Origin of the sequence: Enterobacter sp. DN (assembly GCF_046054285.1) — a bacterium.
Taxonomy (GTDB): domain Bacteria; phylum Pseudomonadota; class Gammaproteobacteria; order Enterobacterales; family Enterobacteriaceae; genus Enterobacter; species Enterobacter hormaechei_C.
In genome coordinates this window covers 248323-260088 of sequence record NZ_JBJJTG010000004.1, presented here as the reverse complement: position 1 = coordinate 260088, position 11766 = coordinate 248323, and the positions used below count along the sequence as shown (strand labels likewise).

11 protein-coding genes are annotated in these 11766 nt (G+C 57.6%); 4 read left to right on the top strand and 7 right to left on the bottom strand.

The window, feature by feature from the left end:
- Positions 1-38 precede the first annotated feature (38 nt).
- Positions 39-1007, bottom strand: coding sequence for a phosphoserine phosphatase (serB, locus tag ACJTMZ_RS12145; RefSeq protein WP_003856524.1), 969 nt, complete (start codon positions 1005-1007; stop codon positions 39-41).
- A gap of 117 nt (positions 1008-1124) precedes the next feature.
- Here serB and ACJTMZ_RS12140 point away from each other — a divergent pair, with 117 nt between their 5' ends.
- Both ACJTMZ_RS12140 and lplA read left to right on the top strand, forming a co-directional pair.
- Complete coding sequence (locus ACJTMZ_RS12140) at positions 1125-1769, top strand: YtjB family periplasmic protein (RefSeq protein ID WP_015572615.1); 645 nt, start codon at positions 1125-1127, stop codon at positions 1767-1769.
- A 39-nt stretch (positions 1770-1808) separates the two neighbouring features.
- Positions 1809-2825: a lipoate--protein ligase LplA gene (gene lplA / locus ACJTMZ_RS12135; protein ID WP_015572614.1), complete on the top strand. Its 1017-nt coding sequence runs from the start codon at positions 1809-1811 to the stop codon at positions 2823-2825.
- A gap of 85 nt (positions 2826-2910) precedes the next feature.
- On the opposite strand, the gene deoD is transcribed toward lplA, so the two are convergent.
- The 4 genes from deoD to deoC form a co-directional block, all read right to left on the bottom strand.
- Positions 2911-3630 (bottom strand): purine-nucleoside phosphorylase, encoded by a 720-nt coding sequence (gene deoD / locus ACJTMZ_RS12130; RefSeq protein WP_003856538.1) that lies wholly within the window; start codon positions 3628-3630, stop codon positions 2911-2913.
- A gap of 126 nt (positions 3631-3756) precedes the next feature.
- On the bottom strand, positions 3757-4980 hold the full coding sequence (gene deoB, locus ACJTMZ_RS12125) for a phosphopentomutase (protein WP_003856540.1): 1224 nt from the start codon (positions 4978-4980) through the stop codon (positions 3757-3759).
- Positions 4981-5033: 53 nt separating this feature from the next.
- On the bottom strand, positions 5034-6356 hold the full coding sequence (gene deoA / locus ACJTMZ_RS12120; protein ID WP_017383831.1) for a thymidine phosphorylase: 1323 nt from the start codon (positions 6354-6356) through the stop codon (positions 5034-5036).
- A 99-nt stretch (positions 6357-6455) separates the two neighbouring features.
- Entirely contained in the window at positions 6456-7235 is a 780-nt protein-coding gene (deoC, locus tag ACJTMZ_RS12115) for a deoxyribose-phosphate aldolase (protein ID WP_023303054.1), read from the bottom strand.
- Positions 7236-7497: 262 nt separating this feature from the next.
- Here deoC and ACJTMZ_RS12110 point away from each other — a divergent pair, with 262 nt between their 5' ends.
- Both ACJTMZ_RS12110 and ACJTMZ_RS12105 read left to right on the top strand, forming a co-directional pair.
- Positions 7498-9033: a YjjI family glycine radical enzyme gene (locus tag ACJTMZ_RS12110; RefSeq protein ID WP_252010798.1), complete on the top strand. Its 1536-nt coding sequence runs from the start codon at positions 7498-7500 to the stop codon at positions 9031-9033.
- The gene (locus ACJTMZ_RS12105; RefSeq protein WP_023303052.1) at positions 9008-9868 is read left to right on the top strand and encodes a YjjW family glycine radical enzyme activase; all 861 of its coding nucleotides are present in this window, start codon (positions 9008-9010) and stop codon (positions 9866-9868) included. Before ACJTMZ_RS12110 ends, ACJTMZ_RS12105 begins: the two co-directional genes overlap by 26 nt.
- Here the strand turns inward: ACJTMZ_RS12105 and ACJTMZ_RS12100 are convergent.
- Positions 9863-10645: a metal-dependent hydrolase gene (locus ACJTMZ_RS12100; protein WP_017383834.1), complete on the bottom strand. Its 783-nt coding sequence runs from the start codon at positions 10643-10645 to the stop codon at positions 9863-9865. The two genes, ACJTMZ_RS12105 and ACJTMZ_RS12100, sit on opposite strands and share 6 nt — an antisense overlap.
- Positions 10642-11694, bottom strand: a complete 1053-nt coding sequence (locus ACJTMZ_RS12095) for a patatin family protein (RefSeq protein ID WP_003856550.1) — start codon at positions 11692-11694, stop codon at positions 10642-10644. Before ACJTMZ_RS12095 ends, ACJTMZ_RS12100 begins: the two co-directional genes overlap by 4 nt.
- Positions 11695-11766: the final 72 nt, after the last annotated feature.

The following is an 11766-nucleotide window of genomic DNA, read 5'->3' as shown; positions in this document are numbered from 1 at the left end:
GTGGCGCTGACGCTTACCCGGCCTACAAAAGCAGGCCGCTATTTTTGATTAATGCTGCCGGAGAGAATGCAGAACACCCCCATCAGATCAGCATGACGGATAGTGACTTCCGTCTTTTCATTCACTTTCGGCTTGGCATGGTAGGCAATACCCAGCCCGGCAACTTTGATCATCGGCAGATCGTTCGCGCCATCGCCGATGGCGACGGTCTGCTCGACCGGAATGGCATATTTCTCCGCCAGACGCGTCAGCGTATTGGCTTTGTACTGCGCATCCACGATGTCGCCGATGACCTGTCCGGTGAGTTTGCCGTCCATGATCTCCAGCTCGTTTGCCACCACGGTGGTCAGACGCAGCTTGTCACGCAGGTAGTCGGCAAAGAAGGTGAACCCGCCGGAGGCAATCGCCACTTTCCAGCCGAGCGTCTCCAGCTTGAGCACCAGCTGCGTCAGCCCAGGCATCAGGGGCAGTTCATCGCGCACCTGACGCAAAATGTTAGCATCGGCCCCCTTCAGGGTCGCCACGCGCTGTCTCAGGCTGGCGGTGAAATCCAGCTCGCCGCGCATCGCGCGCTCGGTGACTTCCGCCACCAGCTCGCCGCTGCCCGCCAGTTTAGCAATCTCGTCAATACATTCGATCTGAATGGCGGTGGAGTCCATGTCCATTACCAGCAGGCCGGGCGTTTTCAGGTGCGGAATTTTGCCCAGGGGGGCAACGTCCAGCCCGGCGTCGTGCGCCAGACGCGTGGCGCGCTGCGTCAGGGAACCCGCCAGGCGAATAACCTGATAATCTTCCACGCACCAGGCCGCAACGATGACCATCGCTGCGCCCAGTTTGGTTTGATACTGGGTGAGGCGTTGCTTATCCAGGCCGCGTCCGTACAGCAGCCAGCCGCTACGGCCAGCGTGGTAATCGAGAGGCATCACCTCATCGCCACTTAAAGAGAGCGGCAATCCTGGCCATAAAGAGACATCCGTTGGCAGGTCGCACCAGGTAATGTTCGGCATTGAAGCTCCTGTAATTTCGTTCGCGCCGGAAGGTTCCAGAGGGAAAATAACGCATGAGGCTACCCTGTAACCATCACTTCTGGCAACATTAAGCCGTAAATTTTAAGCAGGTGGAATATGGCTCGCGCAAAACTGAAATTCCGGCTTCATCGCGCCGTGATTGTCCTGATCTGTCTCGCACTATTAGTGGCGCTGATGCAGGGGGCATCCTGGTTTAGCCAGAATCACCAACGACAGCGTAACCCGCAGTTTGAGGAACTGGCCCGGACGCTGGCGCGCCAGGTGACGCTCAACGTTGCGCCGTCTATGCGCACCGAAACGCCGGATGATAAGCGAATAGCCCAGGTATTGCGCCAGCTTACGGAAAACAGCCGCATTCTGGATGCGGGCGTGTACGATGAACAGGGCGACCTGATTGCCCGCGCGGGTGAGCATGTCGACGTGCGCGACAGGCTGGCGCTGGATGGCAAAAAAGCCGGGGGTTATTTCAACCAACAAATCGTCGAACCCATTCAGGGCAAGAATGGTCCGCTCGGCTATTTACGTCTGACACTCGACACCCACACCCTGCCAACCGAAGCCAAACAGGTGGATAACACCACCAATATTTTGCGCCTGATGCTGCTGCTCTCGCTGGCGATTGGCGTGGTACTGGCGCGCACGCTGCTCCAGGGCAAACGCACCCGCTGGCAGCAGTCGCCGTTCCTGTTAACCGCCAGCAAGTCGGTTCCCGAAGAGGAAGAGAGCGAGAAGAAAGAATAATGATAAAGTAGGCGGATGATTCGGAAAAGGAAATCTGCCATGTCGACGTTACGCCTGCTAATCTCTGACTCTTACGATCCCTGGTTTAACCTGGCGGTGGAAGAGTGCATCTTCCGCCAGATGCCTGCCACCCAGCGCGTCCTGTTTCTCTGGCGCAACGCCGATACGGTCGTTATTGGTCGCGCGCAAAATCCGTGGAAAGAGTGTAACACCCGCCGTATGGAAGAGGACAACGTCCGCCTGGCGCGCCGCAGCAGCGGCGGCGGTGCGGTGTTTCACGATCTGGGCAACACCTGCTTTACCTTTATGGCGGGCAAGCCGGAATACGACAAAACCATCTCGACCTCCATTGTGCTTAACGCGCTCAATTCACTCGGCGTGACGGCTGAAGCCTCGGGACGTAACGATCTGGTCGTGAAAACGCCTGAAGGCGACCGGAAAGTGTCAGGCTCAGCCTACCGCGAAACGATGGATCGCGGATTCCACCACGGCACATTATTGCTGAATGCCGATCTGAGCCGTCTGGCAAACTATCTGAATCCGGACAAGAAAAAGCTCCAGGCTAAGGGAATTACCTCCGTGCGCGGTCGCGTGGCGAATCTGGTGGAGCTCCTGCCGGGGATTACCCATGAACGCATTTGCGATGCGATCCGCGAGGCCTTTTTCAGGCATTACGGTGAACGCGTAGAAGCCGAGGTGATTTCTCCGGATAAAACCCCGGATCTGCCAAACTTCGCGGAAACCTTCGCCCGCCAGAGCAGCTGGGAGTGGAATTTCGGTCAGGCACCGGCGTTTTCACACCTGCTGGATGAGCGATTTACCTGGGGCGGCGTTGAGCTGCACTTTGACGTCGAGAAAGGCCATATCTCTCGTACTCAGGTATTTACGGATAGTCTTAATCCGGCACCGTTAGAAGCGCTGGCTGCACGTTTGCAGGGCTGTCTCTATCGGGCAGATATGCTGCAACAGGAGTGTGACGCGTTACGTGTTGATTTTCCGGAACAGGAACAAGAGTTGCGGGAGTTATCGGCGTGGATTGCGCAGGCAGTACGCTAATAAAAAAGCCCGCTGGCGCTCTGCTTAGCGGGCCTGTAAAACCGCTGGCCGGGTCAGGCGAAGCCGCCACCCGGCACAACAGGTATTACTCTTTATCGCCGAGCAGAACGGATTCCAGCGCGATTTTGATCATGTCGTTGAAGGTGGTCTGACGCTCGGCAGCGGTAGTCTGCTCGTGGGTACGGATGTGGTCAGACACGGTGCAGATGGTCAGCGCTTTCGCACCGAATTCAGCCGCCACGCCGTAGATACCGGCCGCTTCCATTTCCACGCCCAGAATGCCGTATTTTTCCATCACGTCGAACATGTCGCCTTCTGGCGAGTAGAACAGATCGGCAGAGAACAGGTTGCCCACGCGCGCGTCAACGCCCAGCGCTTTTGCCGCGTCAACCGCGTTACGCACCATGTCAAAGTCAGCGATGGCTGCAAAATCATGATCTTTAAAGCGAATGCGGTTGACTTTAGAGTCGGTGCACGCGCCCATGCCGATCACCACGTCACGCAGCTTAACGTCCATGCGCACTGCGCCGCAGGAGCCGACACGGATGATTTTCTTCACGCCGAAATCGGTGATCAGCTCTTTGGTGTAGATGGAGCAGGATGGGATACCCATGCCGTGACCCATCACGGAGATTTTGCGGCCTTTATAGGTGCCGGTGAAGCCCAGCATGCCGCGCACGTTGTTCACTTCACGCACGTCTTCGAGGAAGGTTTCTGCAATGTGCTTCGCGCGCAGCGGGTCGCCCGGCATCAATACGACGTCAGCGAAATCACCCATTTCTGCATTAATGTGAGGAGTTGCCATCTTCAGTTCCTTTTACATTGTTGTTTTTGCCGGGTGGCGGCTACGCCTTACCCGGCCTACATTCTGTTTCTCCCTCTCCCGGTGGGAGAGGGCCGGGGTGAGGGCATCAGGCCGCACCCAATCCGTTTAGAACATAGCCTTGCCATATTCCATGTCAGACGTACCAAAGTATTTCGCAATCGTCTGGCCGATGTCCGCGAAGGTCTCACGGTGACCCAGCGAGCCCGGTTTGACTTTCGGGCCGTACACCAGCACCGGAATGTGCTCACGGGTGTGGTCGGTACCGGTCCAGGTCGGGTCACAGCCATGGTCAGCGGTCAGGATCAGAATGTCATCTTCCCCCACCAGCTCCATCAGCTCTGGCAGACGGCGGTCAAACAGCTCCAGACCCGCAGCATACCCGGCGACGTCGCGACGGTGGCCCCAGGAGGAGTCGAAGTCCACGAAGTTGGTGAAGACAATGGTCTTATCGCCCGCTTCTTTCATCTCTTTGATGGTGGCGTCGAACAGCGCATCCAGACCGGTCGCTTTGACCTTTTTGGTAATGCCGCAGTTGGCGTAAATGTCCGCGATTTTACCCACGGAAACCACGTGGCCGTCTTTCTCGTCGACGAGTTTTTGCAGCACGGTCGGCGCCGGTGGCTCCACGGCCAGATCGTGACGGTTGCCGGTACGCTGGAAGTTACCCGCTTTGTCGCCGATAAACGGACGCGCGATAACGCGGCCAATGTTGTAGCCGCCTTCGGTCAGCTCTTCACGGGCGATCTCGCACAGCTCGTACAGTTTATCCAGGCCAAACGTCTCTTCATGGCAGGCGATCTGGAACACGGAGTCAGCAGAGGTATAGAAAATCGGCTTGCCGGTTTTCATATGCTCTTCGCCGAGCTGATCCAGAATCACGGTACCGGAAGAGTGGCAGTTGCCGAGGTAGCCCGGCAGGTTGGCGCGCTTCACCAGCTTATCGAGCAGCTCCTGCGGGAAGCTGTTCTCGTGATCGGAAAAGTAACCCCAGTCAAACAGCACCGGCACGCCGGCAATTTCCCAGTGACCGGACGGAGTATCTTTCCCGGAAGAGAGCTCGTGCGCCCACGCGTAGGCGCCCACCACTTCCGCGTTACCGTCCATACCGGCTGCGATCTTACCGGTAGAGCCTTCATGCGCTTTTACCAGCCCCAGACGGGTCAGGTTTGGCAGGTTCAGAGGGCCTTTACGACCGTTGTCCGCTTCGCCTTTTGCACAGGCTTCCGCGATGTGACCCAGGGTATCGGAACCCACGTCACCAAATCGTTCTGCATCTTCGGTTGCGCCGATGCCGAATGAGTCCAGCACCATAATAAATGCACGTTTCATAATTGTTCTCCGTACTTAGTGCTTCATAAAAATGCGATCAGATCAGTATACCGCTATTCAGTGATACGACGATAGACCGTCGGTGTGGTTTCCGGTGCTTTATCGTCAAGAGATATTGCCGCCTTCACCGCTTTCGCCGCGTCCTGCCAGCTGGCTTCATCTTTAGCGTGGATCACCGCCAGCGGACGTTGGCCGTCAACGCTGTCGCCCAGACGGGCCATATCGGTAAAGCCGACGCTGTAATCAATGGTGTCCGATGCCTGACGACGACCGCCGCCCATAGACACAACAGCCATGCCGAGCGCGCGGGTATCCATAGCCGAGACAAAGCCTTCGCTGTCCGCATAGACCGCTTTGCTGAGCATCGCGGTGGGCAGGTATTTCGCGTAGTTTTCCACGAAGTCGGTCGGGCCTTTCTGCGCCGCCACCATCCGACCAAAGATCTCCGCCGCTTTGCCGTTGTCCAGCACCGCCTGAAGCTTCGCGCGGGCTTCCGCGTCGTCTTTGGCCAGCTTGCCGGAGATTAACATCTCAACGCACAGCGCCATGGTGACATCGAACAGGCGCGGGTTACGGTATTCGCCTGTGAGGAACTGCACGGCCTCACGGACTTCAACCGCGTTACCGGCGCTGGAGGCCAGCACCTGGTTCATGTCCGTCAGCAGTGCAGTGGTGCGCACGCCCGCGCCGTTGGAGACGCCAACGATCGCTTCGGCCAGCGCCTCAGAGAGTTCATAGGTTGGCATAAACGCGCCGCTGCCCACTTTCACATCCATCACCAGCGCATCCAGACCTTCCGCCAGTTTTTTGGCAAGGATAGAGGCGGTGATCAGCGGGATGGAGTCTACGGTCGCGGTAATGTCACGCGTCGCGTAGAAACGCTTGTCAGCCGGAGCAAGAGAGCTGGTCTGGCCGATAATCGCCACGCCAACGTCTTTAATAATGTCGCGGAAGCGGTTGTCATCCGGGAAGATATCGAAGCCCGGAATGGCTTCCAGTTTGTCGAGCGTACCGCCGGTATGACCCAGGCCGCGCCCGGAAATCATCGGGATGTAACCGCCACAGGCCGCCACCATTGGGCCGAGCATCAGAGACGTCACGTCGCCCACGCCGCCGGTGGAGTGTTTGTCCACAATTGGGCCGTTAAGGTTGAGGCTTTTCCAGTCCAGAACGGTTCCTGAATCTCGCATCGCCATGGTCAGCGACACGCGCTCAGGCATCGACATATCGTGGAAGAAAATGGTCATCGCCAGAGCCGCAATCTGCCCTTCAGAGATGGTGTTATCACGAATGCCATTGATAAAAAAGCGGATTTCTTCGTCGCTTAATGCATGACCATCACGTTTTTTACGAATAATTTCTTGTGCGAGAAACACGGTAACCTCCATGCGGAATCGGGTGAATGGCGGCGGATATGTTGACCCGCCCTACGATCCTGTAGGCCGGGTTAGCGTAGCGCCACCCGGCAATTCAACTTAGTAGCTGCTTGCGCTCTTACCGTCACCGTGACCCAGCGCTTTCAGCAAGCTGGCCAGCAGGCTGGACGCGCCGAAGCGGTAGTGGCGGGAATCAGCCCAGTCGGCGCCGAACAGCTCGTCGGCAATCGCCAGGAACTGCTGCGCGTCTTCCGCGGTACGCACGCCGCCCGCCGGTTTGAAGCCAACGGTTTTGGACACGCCCATATCACGGATGACTTCCATCATGATGCGTGCGCTTTCCGGGGTAGCGTTGACCGGCACTTTACCGGTAGAGGTTTTAATGAAATCCGCGCCCGCTTTGATAGAGATTTCAGACGCTTTACGAATCAGCGCCTCTTCTTTCAGCTCGCCGGTTTCGATGATCACTTTAAGCAGCACGTTTGCCGCCGCACACGCGTCTTTACAGGCTTTCACCAGGTCAAAACCGACCTGCTCGTTGCCGGCGATCAGCGCGCGGTACGGGAATACCACGTCAACTTCGTCTGCGCCGTACGCAATCGCCGCGCGGGTTTCTGCCAGCGCGATGTCGATATCGTCATTGCCGTGCGGGAAGTTGGTTACGGTGGCAATGCGCACGTCCGGCGTGCCCTGCTCTTTCAGCGTTTTGCGGGCAATCGGGATAAAGCGCGGATAGATACAGACGGCGGCGGTGTTACCCACTGGCGTTTTCGCCTGATGGCACAGGGCGATGACTTTTTCATTGGTGTCGTCATCGTTCAGGGTGGTCAGGTCCATCAGTTTCAACGCGCGCAGGCTGCTTGCAGTTAAATCGGTCATAACATTCTCCAACGGCAGTGCCGTATAAATTTTACCTTGCGGGTCTGTGAGTATTCTAACATTCACCCGCATCCACACTTCGACATTCATCACAGTTAATGAAAACTGTGTGCAAATTTGCATTACTGTAATGAGATCTTCTTCAAATTTTAGTGCGTTAATTGCTGACTAAATCGGCGATATCCCCTGTCTGATCAAAAGCGCCACCAGGCTGGCTTCCTACAATTCGTTCACTATCCGCAGAACAACCAAGGAAGTGAACATGCCCGACGCCCTGCAACAACGTTGCCAGCACATTGTGACCAGCCCGGTGTTAACCCCGGAACAAAAACGTCATTTTCTGGCGCTGGAAGCAGAGAACAATCTGCCCTATCCCGCTCTGCCAGAGGCGGCCCGGGCCGCGCTGGACGAGGGATTCATCTGCGACATGTTCGAAGGCCATGCGCCTTACAAACCGCGCTACGTGCTGCCGGACTACGCTAAATTTCTGGCTAACGGCTCAGAATGGCTGGAGCTGGAAGGGGCGAAAGATCTGGATGATGCCCTCTCGCTGCTCACTATCCTTTATCACCATGTTCCGTCCGTCACATCGATGCCGGTCTATCTGGGCCAGCTCGATGAGATACTCAGCCCCTATGTTAAAATTCTAACACAGGATGAAATCGATAGCCGAATAAAACGTTTCTGGCGTTACCTGGACAGAACCCTGCCCGATGCGTTTATGCATGCCAATATCGGCCCGGCGGATACGCCTGTCACCCGAGCCATCCTTCGCGCGGATGCCGAACTGAAGCAGGTTGCGCCGAACCTGACCTTTATCTACGACCCGGATGTAACCCCCAGCGATCTGCTGCTGAGCGTGGCGGAAAACATTTGTGAATGTAGTAAACCGCATATTTCTAATGGCCCGGTGAATGATAAAATTTTCACAAAAGGTCGCTATGGCGTGGTGAGCTGTTACAACTCCCTGCCGCTGGCGGGCGGCGGCAGCACGCTGGTGCGCCTTAACCTGAAAGCGATTGCGGAACACAGCCGCTCACCGGAAGACTTTTTCACCCGTACCCTTCCCCACTACTGCCAGCAACAAATCGCGATCATCAATGCGCGCTGCGATTTTCTATATGAACAATCCGGCTTCTTTGAGAATAGCTTCCTGGTGAAAGAGGGGCTGATTGATGCCGATCGCTTTGTGCCGATGTTTGGCATGTACGGTCTGGCCGAAGCGGTGAATGTGCTGTGCGAGAAAGCAGGCATTACGGGACGTTACGGTAAGAACGAACACGCCAATGCGCTGGGCTACCGCATCAGTGAACAGCTTGCGGCGTTTGTTGAAAACACGCCGGTGAAACACGGCTGGCAGCACCGCGCGATGCTGCATGCCCAGTCTGGGATCAGTTCCGATTCTGGCACCACGCCGGGCGCACGTCTGCCGTACGGCGACGAACCGGACCCTGTCAGCCACCTGCTGGCCGTGGCGCCGCATCATAAACACTATCATTCGGGGATCAGCGATATTCTCACCCTGGAGGAAACGGTTAAACGCAATCCTCAGGCTGTGGTGCAGCTGTGCCTGGGGGCGTTCAACGCCGGTATGCGTGAGTTCACCGCGAATGTAGCCGGAAACGACCTGGTGCGCGTCACCGGGTATATGGTGCGGCTCTCCGATCTGGAGAAATACCGGGAGGCCGGCTCGCGCACCAACACCACCTGGCTCGGCGAGGAGGCCGCGCGCAATACCCGTATTCTGGAACGTCAGCCGCGCGTGATAAGCCATGAACAGCAGATGCGCTTTAGTTAGTCAGGTCATATCCTTCTCCTGCGTTGACGGGCCGGGCAGCCGCCTGGCGTTGTTCCTCCAGGGCTGTAACCTGCGCTGCAAAACCTGCCACAACCCGTGGACGATAGGGCGCTGCAACGACTGCGGCGACTGTGTTCCCCACTGTCCTCATGATGCGCTGGCAATTCAGGCCGGGCGCGTCTGGTGGCAGGAGAGTCACTGTCAGCAGTGCGACACCTGTCTGCACCTGTGTCAGCAGCAGGCGACGCCGATGGCGCAGCGCTATAGCGTCGAGGAGATCCTCTCCCGGGTTCGCACGTCCGCGCCGTTTATTGAGGGCGTGACCGTCAGCGGGGGTGAGGCCACCACGCAGCTGCCGTTTTTGGTTGCGCTGTTCACCGCGATCAAAGCCGATCCGTCCCTGCGCCATCTGACGTGCCTGGTGGACAGCAACGGCCTGTTAAGCGAAACCGGCTGGCAAAAGCTGTTACCGGTGTTTGACGGCGCGATGGTGGATCTGAAAGCCTGGGGCAATGAACATCACCGTTTTCTGACCGGGCGCGAAAACACGCAGATCAAGCAGAGCATCCGCTGGCTGGCCGATCGTCATCGCCTGACGGAGCTGCGCCTGCTGGTGATCCCCGCTCGGTGTGATTATCTGCACCATCTGCCATCGCTGACCGCTTTTATCCACGCGTTGGGGAACGTTCCTGTGCGGATCAACGCGTTTCATGCTCATGGGGTTTACGGGGAGGCGGCGCGATGGCGGAGCGCCACGCCGGAGGACATCGAGCCGCTGGCGCAGGCCCTGGAACGGCAGCAGATCACGGTGATCCGCCCGGCCCTTTATTTATAGCGTGATGCCGAAGACCGCGCGGGTGTTTTCCAGCAGCGCGCTGGCAATCACATCTTCAGGCTCCTGACGCAGCTCACACAGCACATCAAAAACGCGCGCCGCCTGCTCCGGGCGGTTGGGCTGGCCCTGAAAACCATTCAGCGGCATGTCAGGCGCATCCGTTTCCAGCAGGAGCGAGGTCAGCGGGAGCTGCGCCATCACATCACGGGTTTTGCTGGCACGCGGATAGGTCATGGTGCCACCGACGCCAATCTTATAGCCCAGCTCAATAAAACGCTGCGCCTGCTGAAGGCTTCCAGCGAAACCATGGACCACGCCCCTGCGCGGCACGTCGATACGCTTCAGGTGCATCGCCAGTTTGTCATGGGTACGTCTGGAGTGGAGGATCACCGGCAGATCGTGGCGCTTTGCCAGCCGGAGCTGCGCATCCAGGATCGTCTGCTGGCGCTCAAACTGCGGATCTTCACGATAGAGATCGAGGCCGATCTCACCGATGGCAACCAGCTTCGTATCCGCATTTTGCAGCGTGGCATCCAGCCTGTCGAGATGGTCATCAAGATGGTGCTCAATAACGATCGGATGCAGACCCAGCGCGGCATACAGCGCATCGTGCTCCCGGGCAAGCGCCAGAACTTTGTCGAATCTCGCCGCTTCAATAGCGGGCACAATAATGGCTCTCACACCGGCCTGAGCCGCGCGCGCAATACTTGATGTTTCCTCCCCGCTAAACGGCGGGAAATCAAAGTGGCAATGGGTATCGATAAAGCAGTGCGTCACGCCAGATCCTCGTTATCGAGTAAGCCATCGTTGGCCTGCGGCGCGTCCACCAGCGGCATCGCCACCGCGTCATTGGCCACAACGGCAGGCGGCAAAATGATGCTTTTATGCCGATGAAGAGGCGGTTGCTCCGCCAGCATTTTCCCGACGGTCGCCAGGAAGTAACGCCCGCACAGCCGCCCCGTTTTGTAATCCATACGCAACGCAGGCAGCCGACTGCCCAGCGCCATGCTCAACAGCGGTTTAGGCGGATAAATTTCAAAGATGCGCAGCTTGCCCGGTGGTTTTTCAATAAAACGCTGCATCGCGCCGTAGGTGGTTTCATGCTGCTTCGCGATATTCACCAGCGGTTGCAGGCTGCTGTCGCCCAGCCAGCGTTCCATCCGCTTAAACCACTGTGGGGTGTAATACATCTGCGAAGGCACCGTGCGGATCACCACAATGGTTTTTGCCCCGCGCCGCGCCGCCTCCTGTACCGGCACCGCGTCGCTGATACCGCCGTCAAGATAGCTTATCCCCTCCAGCAGGGCGCCGGTGCGGTAGAATCCCGGGATCGCGCTGGACGCGCGGATGATATCCAGCCAGTTCTCTTTCTGCGGCGAAAAGTAACCCGGCGAATAGTCATCGCCACGGCTGGCGCACATCCAGAACTCTTTGCCGGTATCGAACAGACGTGACGCGGTATCCATGGCCAGCGGCATCTGGCTGGAGGTGGCATCCAGTAACCAGTCGAGATCGATCAGGTTCCCGCCGCGTACGAAGCGTACCGGATTGAAGAATTCTTTGGAGGTGGTGTAGCGCATAATCACTTTGCGCGCATAGCCGGGCTGGTTGCAGACATAGGCGGAGAGGTTCTGCGCCCCGGCAGAGGTGCCGAAATAGAGATCGAACGGGTTGAATTGTGCGCGCATAAATTCGTCAAGCACGCCGGCGGTAAAGATACCGCGCTGCCCTCCCCCTTCACAGACCAGCGCAAGCTGGCCTGCATGAAACGGTTTTAACGTCAGCGGCGCAATATTGCCGAGCGTAACGGGAATTCGTTGCCCCACCTCTGCCTTCCTGTTTTCATTATTTTGATGAGACACAGTAACGCACTTCCCCGGTGGTTCTCAAACGAGAAA

Coding starts and splice junctions, on each gene's coding strand:
- serB (WP_003856524.1), bottom strand. CDS start 1,007: ATGCCGAACATTACCTGGTGCGACCTGCCAACGGATGTCTCTTTATGG.
- ACJTMZ_RS12140 (WP_015572615.1), top strand. CDS start 1,125: ATGGCTCGCGCAAAACTGAAATTCCGGCTTCATCGCGCCGTGATTGTC.
- lplA (WP_015572614.1), top strand. CDS start 1,809: ATGTCGACGTTACGCCTGCTAATCTCTGACTCTTACGATCCCTGGTTT.
- deoD (WP_003856538.1), bottom strand. CDS start 3,630: ATGGCAACTCCTCACATTAATGCAGAAATGGGTGATTTCGCTGACGTC.
- deoB (WP_003856540.1), bottom strand. CDS start 4,980: ATGAAACGTGCATTTATTATGGTGCTGGACTCATTCGGCATCGGCGCA.
- deoC (WP_023303054.1), bottom strand. CDS start 7,235: ATGACCGATTTAACTGCAAGCAGCCTGCGCGCGTTGAAACTGATGGAC.
- ACJTMZ_RS12110 (WP_252010798.1), top strand. CDS start 7,498: ATGCCCGACGCCCTGCAACAACGTTGCCAGCACATTGTGACCAGCCCG.
- ACJTMZ_RS12105 (WP_023303052.1), top strand. CDS start 9,008: ATGAACAGCAGATGCGCTTTAGTTAGTCAGGTCATATCCTTCTCCTGC.